This window comes from Lentibacillus sp. CBA3610 (assembly GCF_013373365.1).
Lineage (GTDB): Bacteria > Bacillota > Bacilli > Bacillales > Amphibacillaceae > Lentibacillus.
Genome location: NZ_CP035925.1, coordinates 518,001 through 535,027, shown reverse-complemented (window position 1 = coordinate 535,027; position 17,027 = coordinate 518,001). Strand labels below are relative to the sequence as shown.

General features: G+C 39.3%; 10 protein-coding genes. 1 reads left to right on the top strand and 9 read right to left on the bottom strand.

Going from position 1 to position 17,027, the window contains the following annotated elements; genetic code table 11:
- Positions 1 to 691: 691 nt before the first annotated feature.
- The 6 genes from Len3610_RS02700 to Len3610_RS02675 form a co-directional block, all read right to left on the bottom strand.
- Positions 692 to 1,978, bottom strand: a complete 1,287-nt coding sequence (locus tag Len3610_RS02700) for an IS110 family RNA-guided transposase (protein WP_176446603.1) — start codon at positions 1,976 to 1,978, stop codon at positions 692 to 694.
- A gap of 1,061 nt (positions 1,979 to 3,039) precedes the next feature.
- The gene (locus Len3610_RS02695; protein ID WP_176446602.1) at positions 3,040 to 3,495 is read right to left on the bottom strand and encodes an ASCH domain-containing protein; all 456 of its coding nucleotides are present in this window, start codon (positions 3,493 to 3,495) and stop codon (positions 3,040 to 3,042) included.
- Between the two features lie 232 nt (positions 3,496 to 3,727).
- Complete coding sequence (locus tag Len3610_RS02690; RefSeq protein ID WP_176446601.1) at positions 3,728 to 4,612, bottom strand: AbaSI family restriction endonuclease; 885 nt, start codon at positions 4,610 to 4,612, stop codon at positions 3,728 to 3,730.
- A gap of 61 nt (positions 4,613 to 4,673) precedes the next feature.
- Entirely contained in the window at positions 4,674 to 5,297 is a 624-nt protein-coding gene (locus Len3610_RS02685; RefSeq protein WP_176446600.1) for a class I SAM-dependent methyltransferase, read from the bottom strand.
- A 69-nt stretch (positions 5,298 to 5,366) separates the two neighbouring features.
- Positions 5,367 to 5,984 (bottom strand): CadD family cadmium resistance transporter, encoded by a 618-nt coding sequence (locus tag Len3610_RS02680; protein WP_176446599.1) that lies wholly within the window; start codon positions 5,982 to 5,984, stop codon positions 5,367 to 5,369.
- A 42-nt stretch (positions 5,985 to 6,026) separates the two neighbouring features.
- On the bottom strand, positions 6,027 to 6,395 hold the full coding sequence (locus Len3610_RS02675; RefSeq protein WP_176446598.1) for an ArsR/SmtB family transcription factor: 369 nt from the start codon (positions 6,393 to 6,395) through the stop codon (positions 6,027 to 6,029).
- Positions 6,396 to 6,703: 308 nt separating this feature from the next.
- On the opposite strand from Len3610_RS02675, the gene Len3610_RS02670 reads away from it, so the two are divergent.
- Positions 6,704 to 7,660 (top strand): arsenic resistance protein, encoded by a 957-nt coding sequence (locus Len3610_RS02670; RefSeq protein WP_176446597.1) that lies wholly within the window; start codon positions 6,704 to 6,706, stop codon positions 7,658 to 7,660.
- A 439-nt stretch (positions 7,661 to 8,099) separates the two neighbouring features.
- Here Len3610_RS02670 and Len3610_RS02665 read toward each other — a convergent pair whose 3' ends face one another.
- The 3 genes from Len3610_RS02665 to Len3610_RS02655 all read right to left on the bottom strand — a co-directional run bounded on the left by Len3610_RS02665 (position 8,100) and on the right by Len3610_RS02655 (position 16,951).
- Entirely contained in the window at positions 8,100 to 14,141 is a 6,042-nt protein-coding gene (locus tag Len3610_RS02665) for a lamin tail domain-containing metallophosphoesterase family protein (protein ID WP_176446596.1), read from the bottom strand.
- Between the two features lie 301 nt (positions 14,142 to 14,442).
- Positions 14,443 to 15,135: an OmpA family protein gene (locus Len3610_RS02660; RefSeq protein WP_176446595.1), complete on the bottom strand. Its 693-nt coding sequence runs from the start codon at positions 15,133 to 15,135 to the stop codon at positions 14,443 to 14,445.
- Complete coding sequence (locus Len3610_RS02655; RefSeq protein ID WP_176446594.1) at positions 15,125 to 16,951, bottom strand: MotA/TolQ/ExbB proton channel family protein; 1,827 nt, start codon at positions 16,949 to 16,951, stop codon at positions 15,125 to 15,127. The genes Len3610_RS02660 and Len3610_RS02655 overlap by 11 nt, the downstream gene beginning before the upstream one ends.
- Between the last annotated feature and the right edge of the window lie 76 nt (positions 16,952 to 17,027).

The following is a 17,027-nucleotide window of genomic DNA, read 5'->3' as shown; positions in this document are numbered from 1 at the left end:
TCAGGCGCAGCACTTCTTCGACAACTGCGCCCTATTGTTTAATTGTTTTTGTGACTCTGCTTAATGGACTTAAATACTTGTACCCAACTAGGAACTATCAACAAAATTGTTAAAATACAAGCCAATCCTGTAATTAGCATTTCTGATAATACTGACTTCTCAGGAAAAATATATGCATCGAGGATTAATAAAGACAAAAGCATTATGAAACAAATGACAAAACTACGGCTTATACTATTTAGCCTTAAATTATCTGTCTGCATAAAAAAACACCCTTTTCGTCCTCCCTCAATATATTTCGATTATCTTAAAATATCGTTGTTTTTCTCCGATTTCCTCTTACTGATATCGAAGCTATTCGGTAAAGTCAAGGAAAATACCGCCAATATTGGATTAATATGGAAGTATACCATTTAGCCTAATAAGCTTGGTACCTTATTTTCCAAAAATAGGAAATAAATATATCGCACTTTGGATCTCCACAATTGAAACATGGTGGTGGAACCCTCCATTATCTCGGCGTCATTGTGCGCGTACATTCCTTCGTTCGACTTACCATGTGTGGATGCCGGAATGCTTTTTAAGTGGGTCTATGCCCTAATGGAGGTAATATCGACCGGCTAATCCGTGCTTCGATTGTAATAGACATAAATCTGGGTAATTGACAACGTATTATATTTCTGTGTGTTTATTAAGCGACTTCCTGTAAAGGTTTCAATTGAGGGATGTCCCTCAACATACGTGTTTCATCAAATGAGCAATTGCGTGTACCTATCACAAAAAATATCTTGATCAACTTCCGACTAAGAGCCACGTAGGATTGCTTCCCTGTAAGTGGATTGTTTGCTCGGTTTTTATAATAATGATGCAGTTCTTTAAATCCTTCATTATGAATCGATAAAGGGCGCGCAACTTGGTATAACAGGGATCTTAACCGACGGCGGCCACGCTTCGTGATCGTCGTCTGTCCTTTGAAATATCCGGATTGGTTCATCTGAAGGTTGAGTCCCGCTAACTTAATAATTTGGCGTGGATCTCGATAGTTGGATAAATCCCCGACTTCCGCGAAAAGACCAGCGACTGTAATCGTACTAACGCCCTTGATCGCTATCATTTGACTGGCTCCAGGAACCTGAAGAACAAGTTCTTCGAGTCGTGCTTCGTGAGCCTGGATGCGCTCCTGTATAGCTTGATATTGATCGATTAAATAACGAATCTCCTGACGTGCCATCGTCAAACCAACTGTTAGCCCTACACTTGTTTCAGCTGCGTGTTTAAGCTCTTGGATGCGCTTGATTCCAACGCCACGCTTAGTTGCCTGTTTTACTTCACCCATCAGTTCCTCTTCCGAACTTGATTGGATGTCCTCTGGAAGATAGCCCTCTTTGAGAAAGTGAAGAGCAGCTTTTCCGGTCCAATCTTTAAATACGGTTAGAAACTCTGGAAAATAGCGGTCTAACGCATTATGCATTTGTGCTTTGATAGAGGACAAATCCTCCTGCATCATGTCATGAAGCTTCATGCCTTCCCGCAGTTCAGCATAGATGCCTTCAAGTAAGATTGGTTCATGATATCGACCAGCTCTCATTACCTGAGCGATAACTTTCGCATCTTTTGTATCATTTTTGGTTGGTGAATCATCATCCAATTCCTTCGTGCGTTTCACCTTCATGGGATTAACGACGACGGCATGTAGCTCCTGAGCCCTTAAATAATAAGCTAGATTCAGCCAATAATGGCCTGTTGGCTCCATTCCAAAAATAAAGTTGGATTTATTCGTTTCATCAGCAAGGTTCTGAGCCCATTTAAGCAATTGTTTAAATCCTGTAAAGGTATTCTCAAACACCAAACGTTTCGCTAAATCACGACCGCGGTCGTCAATGGCACGAGCTACATGTTTCTTTTTAGCCACATCGATACCGATAATAAGTGTTTTTTCTGTGATTTGTGCTAAGCGTTCATTTTGTGTAAAATCCATTGTAGGAGTCCTCCTTAGGTACTTAATTCGAGGTCATCGATGACACTCTCTATCGTACCAAGAGGGCTCTTTTTTTGTACAATCGATTCTACGTCCATTTTTCCTCAAATTTTTTCATTACAGGAATGCTTTTTAGTCTCTAATTAAGCAGCAATATGGCCCTAGAAAGCTACAGTGACACATTTTTCATTTCGTGAAAGTGCCCGTTTTATTAGTAATGTGGTTCATTTTTTCTCAAATCACTATCCACAATAAAAAATACAATAAGAGCTACTCCCGCAAAAAATGAATTTAATGTATTTGAAATTAATCCGTACTCAGAAAGTGTTATTATGCTTAGAAGTATAACAGTTAAAATAATTCTTTGTCTCAAAAATTCCCCTTTGAAATACTTTGACATACATACTCCCCTTTGTATGCTTGTTCAATAGGATGGCCCTTCGTATTAAAGCAATATCGGTCGCAGCTTTATTCCAGATTTGCGCCCGGATTGCTTAATATTTGGCTACGCCTCTCTTTCAGGCTCTTCAGGCCATATATGGATAACTAAATATGCGACAATAGCAAATACTATAGAAACCCAGAAGTGGAAAAATTCTAGAAACCAAAACATTCCCGTAATTATAGCAATGCCTAGAAATAATAGCTTTTCATCACGCTGCCAACGATTCCGATTCAGTAAGACATTTATAAAACCAATTGGTGTGTAATTAAGCACATTGCTATTACCCATCCTTTTTTTAGATACCAAGGACGTTTTTCTACAGAATTACTTGTTGTCATTATGCTTTTATACCACCTTTCAATTACTTCGTTAAATGGCCTTTTTTCAAACATGAGCGCTGATTTCATTCCGGAAATGCGCCCGATCGTATGAAACTACTACTACCTTAAATTAAGAAAAAGAAAAGGAATCATTAATATCAAAATTACACCTACAACAGTCAGGGATATAATTTTAGTTAAATCTTTTTTCACTTCTTTTTCCAAAAAAACACCACCTAAAATATTTTACATTTTTTTTCATAATTGCGCCCTTTTCCGGAATAATGATCGTAAAATTACTTCTTATATATTACCTTAAACCTTTCACATACCACTGGTATTTTATTATGAAATTCTTGATTGACCTCTTTAGATTCTTTCTTAAAAAAGTCTTCGTGTGCTTCACGCCAATATCTCAATGTGCGATCGCCTTCACCTTCTAAATAAGCGTGTTCTTCAGTTACTTCGTCAAAAGGCACTGTCTCAACAGAAGTGGTTTCGACAATAGCTACGGCTCTTCCATCGCCGTCCAAAACAATATTATGAAGACCAACGTACGGTAACGGCTCATCTTCCTCATACATCGTATAATTGGAAGCTGTCGCTGTTTTGTTGCCATTCAATACCAATTCAGCAAGTTCATCTGCCATTTCCTTAGAATCACCAAATGCCCACGCTTCATAATTTTCCGGTGCCTTCGGGTTTGCCTTTCTATACGCCTCCCACATTTGGTTAATTGAATCATTATTCATATATATCAACCTGCTTTCTATTTCTTCTTTATTCGAAAATTTAGCCCTTATATACGATATTGGCGCTATTCCTTATTCAAGTTAAGCGCCCGATTATTGAATACTTTTTGATACGATTCCCTGTGTCCATTAAAAGTAATAAGAGCAATTATCATAAGAATAAAGGGATTGTTCTTATGACTAAGATTATTACAACTATAAGATTTAATCGTAAATAAAGTACCTGCATATCTTACTTCACTAATTTTATCTTATCAGCTATACGTGAATACCTGATACAGCTTTCGTTTTCGGGAGATAAACCAAAACTTTTGAAAACTCCTACAAACCTATATCTGTTATAACCAAGATTGTCTTTATATTTTGCAAATACTGCCCTTTCACGATCAGAGTTCATTTCCTCCATATATGTACTTTTTCTACCTTCAACTATTTTTCCATCTAGGTGTGATTCATCAATGTATGTCCAGTCTTCTGCTAAGAAATTAATCCAACCACCAGCCATTGATTTGACATCCCCGTCTATATTAATGGATAGTTTAGGACACCATGCCCACACATTACCTTTTGCCTTGAAGAAAGCATGTTGAAGACTTTTAACATTCTTATCAAATATGATATTGGCAATATCTTTTATGTACTTGAACGAGACATCATCATAAATTGATAGAAATTTTTGTTGTCTCACTTGTTCTAATTCTTCTTCGTATGATAACCACTTAAAACGGACTTTTGAAGCTTTACTTTTGATAATTGATACAACTTCATTAATTCTATCATTAATCTGTTCTATTGTTTTGGTGGCATCTATTCTAAGACATAAAAAGTCTTCAACAGATTTCTCATTAACAGCAGAAATAATATCATCCATACGAAGTTTATCTGCTTTTTGGTTGTCTTGATGGTATGCTTCATCCACTTCTATTTCTATGTTTAATTGTGGAAAATATAGATCCATTAAAGCATGCGTACCATTTTTACGTTTAACGTATTGTTGGCTAACAGGTTTAAGATCCATGTTATCCAATTTATGCCATATAGCAGTTAAAATATAGTTCTCATAATCTTTTCTTTTAGTACGTGAAAAGGTCTTAACTAAGTAGTCACGCTTATCCAATAGTATATCCCCCTAAATGTTCAACATCATTTAAATAAAAGCGCCCTATTACGGAATACCGTTAAGTGTTCGTTTTGCTGATGACTATCTTTCTGTACATACCGTTAAACATTAAAGGTGTATCCTCTTTAATAGATAAAGCCTCTTTGTTTTTCTCATACAATGTCTCAAAGTTCATACCTATGTCAGTACCTAATAACTTGAATAACGGTCTAACTGCTTTTTTCAAAGGAGAAAGTTCTTTACCTTTAGGTGAAAATTTATCAAAGATGATAATCTCACCATTTGGTTTTAATACTCTTACTATCTCTTTGATGCATTTATCTGCATTAGGAATAACTGATAAAACAAGACTTCCAATCACTACATCGAAATGATTATCTTTAAAGCTCATATCCTGAGTGTCCATTTTCAAAAACTGTATTGATGAACTTTTGAATTTAATTTTAGCCTTCTCAAGCATTTCGTTAGAGTAGTCTATTCCTGTAATATTTAAATCACGATGATTAATTAGTTCCAAATCCGCACCTGTTCCTACACCAACGAATAGTATACTTTGATTTTTAATAAACTTTTTCTCCTGAAATATCAACTTTCTCGCTTCAAGGAATTTCCTCGAATTGAAAAGTTTATCGTACACTGGAGACCAACATTTATATATTATTTCGTTCCAACGATTATTCATTTTTCACCTCTTTATCAACTATACTGTTCGATTCGGAAAAGAACACCTTCTATTCAAGAATGGCGCCCGTTAAAGCAGGAATGAGAATAAAGCGTTGAATGTGCCATTTTCAAACATAATATAAATTCCTAGCCCTATAAAAACAATTGGGACAATCCAACGTTCATATTTCTCAATTTTTTCCGATACAAAATCTAAGGAAGCTAAGCGATAGCTGACATAGCATAAAACCGCCACCATAATTAAAAAGACAATAATAGCAACAATGATTTCAAACATATTTAACGCCGTAAAGTACGGTATATAAATGGAAAAATCATCCGCACTGGAAGCCAATACAATAAAAGTAACCGTCAAAAATAATTGATTAAACCTATCTGAGGAAAATAAGGACAAAATGTTACTTTCATCTTCATCCTCTTCCCCTTTAATCCATATTTTTACACCTAAATAAAGTGGTAAAAGTCCAAGTAGTCCTACAACCCATTGCTGAGGAATTAAATTTGCAACCCCCAGGGCAACTAAAAGACTTACTCCTATAATAATTACAGTCCCTATATATTGTCCTATCCAAATATGTTTTGCCTGGCCTTTTTTTATTTGCGAAAACAAAAGAATTAATATAACAAGATAATCAATTCCTGTCGCTACATAAACCGCAGCAGCTGTAAGTATCGTTGTAATCATTTTTTCATCTCCAAAATATTCTCTGTAGTCATTTTATACTGATTAAACATTAACCTCTCCCACTTCCCTATGTGTCAATGCAATCTTCATTATCTCCTTGATATGTTCATCATCTAAAGAATAAAATGCAAGTTTGCCTTTTCTTCGGTATTTCACAACTCTTTGTTTGTGAAGTTTTCGTAAATGTTGAGAAGCATTTGCAACTGTGATACCTATAATATTTGCTATATCACACACACATAGCTCTTCATCTTGACATAAAGCATAGGTAATTTTTGCTCTATTTTCATCAGCAATAGCTTTTAGCATTTGAGAAACACTAGAAATATCTACTGTCTGTAAATCCCCTTGTATTCGATTGACCTTTTCTTCGTCATAACAATAAATCTCACAAGTACCTTTCTTATTCATAACATCATCTCATCCTCATTCAAATATTTGCTTGAATAAAGTATAACTCTTTTTTATTTTTCATTCAATTAATTACTTTAATGAGAAATAAAAAAAGAATTGGGATTTCCCAACTCTAATAAAAAATTCCTCAAATATACGAAATGGCTCTAAAAAGGAAAACAGGCGCTAACCCTTCAAGTTAAGCGCCTGATTAAGCTACAACTTTAATTGGAAATAAAAGAAATAATTAATGCATTGTATTATAATTATTATGTGAGAAAGTAATCATTCACAGCCACCTTTTTAAAAGAAAGAGAGATTCATTTATGGGAACACTAGATAAACTACAAACCTTTATCATACTATTTGCTGTTGGTTTAGGTCTTTTATTAGGACAAGCAGACATAATTGAACAATATGCGGAGACTCTAGTTATTCCGTTTCTGCTCCTAATGCTATATGGATTATTTTTAACGATTCCTTTGCAGCAATTAAAGAAGGCTTTTTCAAATATTAAATTCCTGGGATCCAGCACGATCATTAATTTTATATGGACACCAATACTCGCTTGGGGATTGGGAGCTATATTCTTATCTGATTATCCAGCTTTATGGATTGGTTTTATCATGCTTATGGTGACACCTTGTACAGATTGGTATCTCGCGTTCACTGGCATAGCAAAAGGAAATATGTCTCTTTCAACATCAATTTTACCGATTAATTTAATTCTGCAGGTGGTGCTTCTGCCGGTATATTTACTCCTATTTGCTGGAACAATTGAAACAATAGCCATATCAACGCTTGTAGAGAGTGTATTAATTGTATTGGTTATTCCCTTCGTACTTGCGCACTTTACGCGATTCTTATTAAGAAGAAGAGAGTCTGTTTTAAAGAAGAAAATTATCCCCTTCTTCGCCAATGCTCAAATTTTCTTTTTATCATTGGCCATTATGTCAATGTTTGCTTCCCAAGGTTCTTACTTAATTGAAAACCTAGAAGTCATTTACATTTTAATCATACCAATATTAATGTTTTTTTTGATTAATTATGTAATAGCACGACTGGTTGGAAGGTTCTTAAAGTTTTCCTATGAAGATTCCGTTAGCTTAAGTTTAACGACCATTGCCAGAAACTCACCGGTCGCCTTGGCTATAGCTGTCACAGTATTTCCAGATCAGCCACTCATTGCCCTAGCCTTGGTTATTGGTCCTTTGATTGAATTACCCGTTCTTGCCATTGTCTCCCAAATACTGCTTTTCACAAGAAAAAAGAGTAAGAAATGAAGGTTATCCTAGTCAGGATAGCCTTTACTTTTATTCCACAATCTGGCCCGATTGTTGAATAAAGTTTGAATCCAAAGATGTTTATCTTAAGACCATTTTATTATAATCTTTAGATTTATTTTAACATAAATATTCAGAAAACCTGGGTAAAATTTTCAAAATAAATCTCTACACACTAAAATAGCATTTAAATTAAAAGGTATTTTCGCAAAGCAATTTTGACCCTTTTTTCAATATATTGTCACTTTGTTATTTATTGTGCTAATACGAATGATAAAACATCAATTTTTTCCTTGAAAAGGTTGTTGTGACAGTAAAAAAAAAATAGCGCACTAAATGTTATGTGATTTAGTACGCTAAATGTATTGTGTTTTGATTTTTTCTCCACTGTAACTACTTACAGCTCCATGGAGCCCTTTTTCCAAACCTCTAAACTTTATTAACCTGCCTGTCGTTTTCTTCTGACATACCATACTGCCCACAATGCACCGCCAATGACTGTCAGCACGATGCCGGCCAGCAGATAATGATACATATTTGTTGCGGTATCCGGCAGAACATTTTCATTCCCACCGTTAGCGGATGGCCCCAGCACATTATCTGCCGTATTGTTACTGGATTTTTCCTGTTCAAAAACAGCAAACGTACTGAAATGTGTTACCGGCGCTGTTACTTTGCTGTTTGCATATTCGCCGCCAATAACTTCCCATTCACTGGTCTCTTCATTTAAGTTATAAAGTTTAACGCTTGCTGAATTATTAATGTGCTCCTCGTCTACATTAAAGGTCAGCGTGATACCTTCTGAAAACTCACGAAGCAGGTCATTACCTTGCGTAATTGACAAGTCGTAAACGGGGCTTAAAGCATTTTCGATATCATTCAGCTTTTCGATGTCAATTTCAGCTGCTTCTGCCCCCGTAAATACGGTAGCCGGGATATCAAGTGTGATGTCACTGTTGGTAATCGTAAGGACAATATTTTTATCTTTTAATGTTCCCACTTGTTCTTTAGTTAGTTCAAGAACAGCTGTTTCAGCATTTAATTCGATAATGATGTTGCCATTTTGATCAACTGCTTCAAATACATCATCCTGAATGGCAGCTCTGCCGTCTGTGACATCTGCATCAACCGTTTGTTTCTGGTTATTTGGAAGTGGTTGTCCTGGTTGATTCCCAGGGCTTTCCGGGTCACCCGGTTTATCCTCAGGGTCTCCTGGTTTGTCATCCGGTTCATCTGAATCATCCGGCTCTCCAGGAACTTCAGGTTTCTCAGGGTCTTCCGGCACCACTTCACCATCAACAGTCGTAAAGTTCCAAATATCTGAACGTGTGCTGCCCCCATATGCATCGGATGCTTGAGTGTACCAGAAATACTCACTTTCCGGATCAAGTCCATCCCATGTAACCGTTGCATCCTGACCGCTTGGCACATTTTCAGAAAAACCGATTTGTTCATCAGTATAGACATTGACCTCGACATAATCGGTCGCAACACGTTTTTTCTCTGCTTCCAAGTTCCAGTCGAGTGTGAATTCATCTTTTCCCGGAAATTCTTCTGGATCATAAAAATTATAATCATCCAAATAAGGTGAATAAGTCTGGACGCCAACACTGTTCGAATCCATATTAAAATTCAAAATGCGTAAATAGCCTTGTCCGCCTTCCGGACCGCCTTGATAATCGGCAAGCATTTGATAAACCGTTCGGTCGGCTTCACCATCCCCATCATCATCAACCTCATCAATAAGGGTTTGGGAATTGTGATAATGACCGGAAAGGACTGCTTTCACATTATCATTTGGCACGACAACTTTCTCAAAAATTTCATCGCCAATCGGGCTTCTTGAACCACTTGCCAGCAAATATTCATGGAAATTCAGAATCACTGTCCGGTTTGGGTGTGCCGCGATAACCTCATTCATCCAGTCAATCCCTGCCTGGTCAACACCCCAGCCCATATACAACATGAGAAAGTCGTTACCGTTTACGGACAAGAGATCATAATGCCCGCGGTTATCTTTGTAAGAACCACTGTAATAAGCACGGTCTTCAAAACGATCTGCGCCGAAGTATTTACTGTAATTGACATAGTTGTTATTTTTCATATCAACGTCATGGTTACCGGCCAGCACACCATATGGAATACCTGCTTCGTCCAGAACTTCCATACTCTCGTCTGCTACAGCCCATTGATCAAAGTCATCGTAAATATTGACAAGATCCCCGGTATGGAAAACATATTCAATGTTCAAGGCATCCTGATTCTCGGCAATCCAATTGACCTGGTCCTCATAAATATATGGGTAACTTTCCGAATAATACTGGGTATCTGTCATCCATACAAAGGAGAAGTCCTCACCCGGCGCTGCGATTTGGTCCTGGACAATGGCACTGACTTTGCCATCTTTTAAGTAGTCTGCACCTGTCACGGATCCGACTAATTGAAATGCACCGGTACCGGCAATGGTTGATGTCAATTCATCCCATTCACCGGAAGTGTAATTCCATGCATACATCGTTACTTTCCGGCCTTCTATGGAAGAACCGTCCCAAACGACTTCGATTTCATCTTCCGGACCAACATTTTCATCAACCGTGATGTCAAATCGATGGTATGGGAATTCCGTATTGGATTCAGTCGTAAATTTCTCTCCATCTACTTGCAAGAGCTGATTTCTTTCTTCTGCGCTCAGTGTTTGTTCGCCGTAAGGATCCATTGTTTGCGGTGGTTCAGTTCCAACGTTATTCTGTGAAATGCTCAGGTTTTCCGTGTCTTCTGCTCTATATTGATAAGCTTGATAAAATCCAACATCCATGGCATCTCCTGTTGGGTCGTTCACACGTACGGAAAGATCGGCACTTGTGCTTCCCGGCTCATCATCCATCCGGTCCGGCAGCCCGGGATGTTCCGCCACGACGGAAAAAGTGACGGCTTTCGTTCCAACATTTCCGGCAGCATCTTCTGCTGTATAGATGACTTCATGTTCCCCTGGTGAAAGCGCGGCAGAGGATGTTTCATAAGGCAAATCAATTGACGCGCCATCCAATTCGGCGGAAAGCTCTTCCACCTCATTGGCATCTTCCACATCTGCATCAATCGTAAATTCCCCTTTGTATTCCTTGCCTTCTTCAACAGAAGGGCTAATGTCTGGTGCCGTATTATCCGTTATGACCGTGGTCGTAACTTCCTCATCGTCTAAAGTAGCTTTAATGTCATGTTCCCCATCTTCTACAATGGTTGTATCAAACAGGAACGATTCAGATGCAAATTTTTCCTGATCCAGTGTGAATGTGAAATCATACACCGATTCTTTCCCGGGACTGTCCCCAACAGCATGACTGGTGGTCGGATCACTGTATTCCGGGTCACGGATAATGGTTCCATCCGATAAGACAAGCCGAACGTTTTTTATGGTAAAATCATCACGGTTTTCGCTCGATGTTTCATCAAATGGCCCAACTTTGTTTCCGGCACGAATGGTGATGGTGTTGTCCCCGTCCTCCAGTTTATCTGCCGGAATCGGGACGGTGAGTGTCGTAAAATCGTTATACGTATCATCAAATATTTCCAGCACTTCGTCTCCCATGGTGACACCATTCTGGAAGAAGATATTCGTTTCCGAGACATCAAACGCAAAATAGGCTTCATTTTCCATAGCCATAAACGTATCGGTCACTTGATCATCATCAAGGAATAACTCGATATCTTCTGTGTAGTCATCCTCTGTTGCCTTAATCACCTTCTCACCGGAAAGCAATTCATTCTCCCCGACATTCAACCGTAATCCTGTTTCCGCATTTGGATGAGTGATGGACAGTGTTCGCGTTTCGGTTGTATGCTGATTTTGCCCATCGCTTGCAACAAAATAATAGTCAAGATTTTCTTGCCCAATTAACTCAGGTTCATAAATCGTATGCTGATAGACGCCATTTTCATCTCGTTCTAAGCTGACTTTGGAAAAATCGTTGCCTGCTATGGTGCGGTAATAAAGGAAAACCGATTTGACCTGATGATTATCCGTAATGTTAGCCGAGATTTGGAATGGTTCTTCGGATGTCAGTTTCTTTTGATTGGTTGTATCCTCTACAACGGGAGGGGTAATATCTGCCGGCATTTCCACTTTCTCGGCTGGTACTTGTTCCGGCATGACCGTTCCAGGTGTTGCATCAACATCCCCGGAACTGATTTTTTCTGATGTTGTACTGCCATCACTCGGGAATCGGTAAAGAATTCCCTTATTTGGTGCCGTATCTTCTGCTTTATAGTTTACATGGGAAAGTTCATATCCCGTTTTTGTTGCCATGACTAATGTACGCTCAGAACTGTTCGACATGCCGTTATTATAAATTTTAATTAAGTCGGTGCCTTCCGTTAAATCCGTGCCATAATGTTCGTTAAAATCTGCCCCTGTCATATGCGGGTTGCCGCCATTAATAACCCATAACACAATTGATTCGCCGGAAGGAATAGTGATATTCTCCTGATCCAGAGGCGGCCCCCATAATAGGTCACCTTCCGCACCCGTATTGGGGTAGCGATAACGGGTAACATAATCCTTGAAATCAATATCCTCGGTTGAGTTGTTGTAAATCTCAATGAATTCATAAGCATCCGCACCGTTGGCATTCGTTGTATCAGGTACCACTTCTGTCATTAATAGTGGCGGCACTGCCTGAAAATCTACATCTGATTCCGTAAGATCAAACGTTTTGGTTTTAGTTTTCGTTTCGCCGGCTTGGTTGGCCGCTGTAACGTAATACTCAACCTGATTACTCCAAATAGCATCAAGCGGAATATTGGTCGTATAAACAGTGGAATTATCTTCATTTTCCAGCGACAACGATTCAAATCCGATCGTATCACTCTGTTTATAAAACAAGTTCACACCGGAGATATCCTGTTCTGATGTGACGTCCACTTCCACAGTAATAGCATCATCGGTAACGTTTATGGCAGGATCCCCAATTGCCGGGGTTTCTATGTTTGTACCAATTTTGATTGGCTCATCAGGAACTTGTCCAGGTACAACCGCAGCCGGTGTCACCGTTTCACTGACCCCGGTTTTCACCATGCTGTTACCTTCAGCTGGATACTGATAGATAATTCCCTGATTTGGCAGCGTATCATCTGTTTCTGTTTCATTATATACCGCTTTTGAAATGACATTGTCGTAATTATCGGTAATGCTTAGTGTGCGCTCCGAACCATTAGCCATGCCGCTATTTTCGATAATGGTGACTTGGTCTTCGGTTAAATCCGTTCCATAGTGTCCATTAAAATCGTCAATGGTCAAATGATTGTTTGCTCCGTTATGGATCCAAACGATCAGGCTTCCCTGGGAACGGATTTCGTTATCATCGGTCAGATTCCATTCCGCTTCGCTGCCATCCGGATAGCCATACGTTAGTTGATAGTCTTTTAAATTAATTGGCTGATTGGTATTGTTATAGATTTCGATAAATTCATAGGCATCCGAACCGCCAACATTATCCGTATCTGGTGTCATTTCTGTTATAAGAAGCGTCGGCATGCTTTCCGGATCAGGTGTTTCTGAAAACGTCACACCCGCTTCTATGTAATCGGTTGTTTCGGTATTTCCATTCGCATCTTCCGCAGTGATCTGATAACGAAAGACAGGTGACCAAAAATTGTCACTTGGAACCTCGACGTTATACGTATCTGTTCCATCTTCCTGTGAAAGCGAAAGCTCCTGAGGCTGCATTTCTTCGCCAGTTTGATAGGTTAACATAACGTTTTCGGCATTTGGAACGGTTGTGTTTATGGTAAGATCTTCATCGCCATTAATTTCAGTGATTGGACTGTGTTCGATAGTGAATGTTTCCTGTTGTTGTTCAGGTTCTGCATCCGCCTGTGGCTCTCTATCTGTATCCGGCTCTGTTGTTTCAGTTGTTTTGTCTTCGGGTGTTTCTGTATCAGTTGTGGAAGGTTCTTCGGGTTGCTGTTTTTTCTGTGCAGGTTTTTCTTGTTGTGCGTCCTCAAGCGCTGTATCTTGGGAGTTTTCCTCTTCCTCTGTATGCTCAATAACTTCTGCGATATAAGACAGTGATGTTTGGTTTTCATTGTTCGTCATTTCTGCTTCAAACCAGTATTCAATTGTCTCCGGGATGACATCTAAGCCTGGAATGGTTGCCGTATATGTACCATCCTTAAGCTGCTCCATCTCAAGCTCTTTCTTGTTTCCATCTGACTTGTAATGTAAGGTCATGGCTTCAGCATTCTCGTTAAATGCCTCGATGGTAACGTCCTGATTGTCAGTTAGTTGATCGGGATTCTCGTGATCAACTTCCAGAACTGCATTCTCGTCCACTTCATCTTCTTGTGTTGTTTGCGTCGATTCTTCCTTATCCAATTCATCTGCATACAAGACTGCTGATGGTCCCGGAAAAATTGTTGTTACTAAAAGTACGATAACCAGAACCATGGAAAAAGAAGAACGCATGATTCTTTTTTTCCTTTTCATATTCTCCCCTCCATGTAAATAGTGTCAGCTTAAACTTACCATTTGGATGTTAAGTCACTTTAAATGCAGTATAAAGTTATTGTAAAAGGATACACATGGAGTTTAGAATGAATGCTTGTGAAAACAGTTAGGGATGAAAAAAGGAACTGAAACGGGTAAAATCCACTTGAGGTTGGTCACTGTGACTTCCCGAATTTTGTCAATAAATGTCGAATGGGATTTTCACATAAAACGAAGAGAGCAAAGCAGCGTGCGTCAAGATATCCGGCCTGTTTCGCAAATCTTTCGGTAAACGCTGCACTCACTCCTGCAAAATCTCCCGCGTTCTTTCGAGAATTTCCTCGTCTTTCAACCGAAATTTAAATTCCACTCGTCTGGAGTCTTCTGCACTGTAATTACCTGAATCATCCGTCCGGAACTCGGTATAAGATTTGCCGTTCACGGTTAATTTATCCTGAAGGTGCGCTTGAATATTTTGATACGGAAAATCATCGCTGAGAATGTATTCCGCGACACTGTATGCCCTCTCCTGTGAGAGCTCCATATTATACATATAGCTCCCATCGCGATCTGTATGACCTTCGATGATGATTTCAGCAATATATTCTTCATAACCGCTCTCGAGCAGAATATCCAGATATTTAGGAACGAATTCATCCAAAAACTGAAAGGAATCTGGCTTTAATTCGGACTCATCATAGTTAAATAAAATTTCTGTGTTAAAAATCATAGCGCCTGTCTCCTCATCCACTTCAACACCAAGGGATGAATCGCTGAATTCCGCCTGCAAGTCATTCACCAGCTCTGACCGTACCCCCATGAGTTGGTCGATTGTCTCCTCCATCTCTTCAATTTGCAACGATTTAATAATCATCATCGCAATGAAAATTAAAATGAAGCATAATAGAATGATGGTCAACAGATCGGTAAAAGATGGCCAAAAATGCCCTTCATCCTGCTCCTTTTTAAAAAGTCGCTGGTATTTAGTATCCATTCTGTCTCAACCCTGTATCGTTCATATTTTGAGTGGTCTGACCGATCCCATTCAGCTGCCGGTTCAGCCCTTGTATTTCCCTGCTGAGATCCTGAAGCAATTGCTGGATATAACGGGAATTGCTTTGGTGTATGTCTTCCGATAAACGCCGTATTTCCTGGAATTCCTTCTTGATGCCATCATTCGTTCTTTCCACGGAGTCATTGATGTTCCGGGCAACCTTGTCAAGCTTGTCTCCCAGCGTGCCTTCCAGTCCAGCTACATAATTTGAAAGTGTATTTTTTAAAATATCAACACTTGCTTCGACTTGATTTTCGCGCTGATTAAACGTGTTGTTCATCTGTGAGATTGTCTTATTGATGTCTTGAATCAGCTGGTTATTCTGCATCCCGAGTTTTTCATACGTTTGGGTTGCTTCCTGCACCTGACGTTCAAATGCCTTCGATTCCTCGGAATGAGCTTTCAGATGATTGTTAAACGTTCGGTTAAATTCCTTAAGCTCGTCAAAACGATCGGCTAATAGATACTTATACTCAGCTTGTGTTTGATTGATAACGTCAAGCGCCTGTGGCAATTGGCTGATCGGACCGCCAATCCTTTCAAAGTCCTTTGATAGTTCACCGATTTGCGAGATAATTCCGGTCAGTTTGGAGCTGACATCCGTCCCGAATATCTGTTTAAATTCTTTATTATGTGCTGCCATTGTTTCCGCCAGGTCATGACTTTGCTGCGTTATTTTTTCAAATTTACTATGAATGGCTTGCTGCTCCTCCATGATGGATGACGTAAAGGATTTTAATTCAGAAGCTGATTCCTCGAATTGATTCAGGGTATCCATCTGGGCTTGCGAAACATCCTTAACGCGCTCGTACGTATTTTCAAAAGCTTTGGCCATTCGCTCATTTTTGCCATCCATCTTCTTAAAATAGGAAAACAGCGAATCAAAGTTATTGTTCAGTTTTGTCGTGGACTCACCAAATCCATCCGTCACCTCTTTCATATGGTCGAATAGTTCCTGAAATTTCTCCAGGTTGCTGGAAAGCCCATCGTTAAACGCCGCCAGATCTTTTGCGGATTGCTGCAGCCCACTTGTATATTCCTGAAAGCCTGCGAATGCATGTTCAATCCCTGTCAGTGACTGCTGATTCGTTTCCTGCAGATGCTGAATGGATTGGTTAATAGCTTCAGACACATCGATAAGCCGGTTTACCCCGTCCTGTTCGTTTTCCTCTAAATTGGATTCAACTTTTAACATGATATCCGTCAGCATGTATTCCGTATTAAAAATTTTAATCAATACAGTCATGATCAAGGATAGCCCCATCCCCGCAATACTTGTATAAAACGCCACATCAATACCCGACAAGACGGCAGCTATATTCTCAACAAGCTGTGTCCCTGTTGCATCGATATTTCCAAGCGCAATGGTCAGCCCGATAAATGTTCCTAATACCCCTATCAATATAAAGATAGAGACGGTCATCTGCACCAGTTTGATGAGATTGACAACAGGCACGTTAAATACACGCCAGCCGGAAAATTTCTCCTGGACAAACGTTTCCGGTTTTACAGATTCCTCCTGCCTGCTCCTGTCATACTGCGCTTTAATCGTATTCAGTGGCTCGATATCCATTTGATTTGTTGTATTCAGGTAGTTTCTGATTTGTCTAAGTTTCGTAAACAGGCCCAGATGAATGATAAGTGTGAGGAAAAAGATGATGAACAGAATCATGAAAATAAGTTCGGTGGTTGGATTGGATAAAATATCTTCAGCTATACGCTCGCTTGTCATTAACTCCAGAATGAATTGCAGCATAGTTTCTCCCCCTGCCATACGCTCTTTCTTTATAGCTATTCAGAGCTTGGACAAATCATGTATGCTTTTAGGGACA

Coding starts and splice junctions, on each gene's coding strand:
- Len3610_RS02660 (WP_176446595.1), bottom strand. CDS start 15,135: ATGGATACTAAATACCAGCGACTTTTTAAAAAGGAGCAGGATGAAGGG.
- Len3610_RS02665 (WP_176446596.1), bottom strand. CDS start 14,141: ATGAAAAGGAAAAAAAGAATCATGCGTTCTTCTTTTTCCATGGTTCTG.
- Len3610_RS02680 (WP_176446599.1), bottom strand. CDS start 5,984: ATGATTACAACGATACTTACAGCTGCTGCGGTTTATGTAGCGACAGGA.
- Len3610_RS02695 (WP_176446602.1), bottom strand. CDS start 3,495: ATGAATAATGATTCAATTAACCAAATGTGGGAGGCGTATAGAAAGGCA.
- Len3610_RS02700 (WP_176446603.1), bottom strand. CDS start 1,978: ATGGATTTTACACAAAATGAACGCTTAGCACAAATCACAGAAAAAACA.
- Len3610_RS02675 (WP_176446598.1), bottom strand. CDS start 6,395: ATGAATAAGAAAGGTACTTGTGAGATTTATTGTTATGACGAAGAAAAG.
- Len3610_RS02685 (WP_176446600.1), bottom strand. CDS start 5,297: ATGAATAATCGTTGGAACGAAATAATATATAAATGTTGGTCTCCAGTG.
- Len3610_RS02655 (WP_176446594.1), bottom strand. CDS start 16,951: ATGCTGCAATTCATTCTGGAGTTAATGACAAGCGAGCGTATAGCTGAA.
- Len3610_RS02670 (WP_176446597.1), top strand. CDS start 6,704: ATGGGAACACTAGATAAACTACAAACCTTTATCATACTATTTGCTGTT.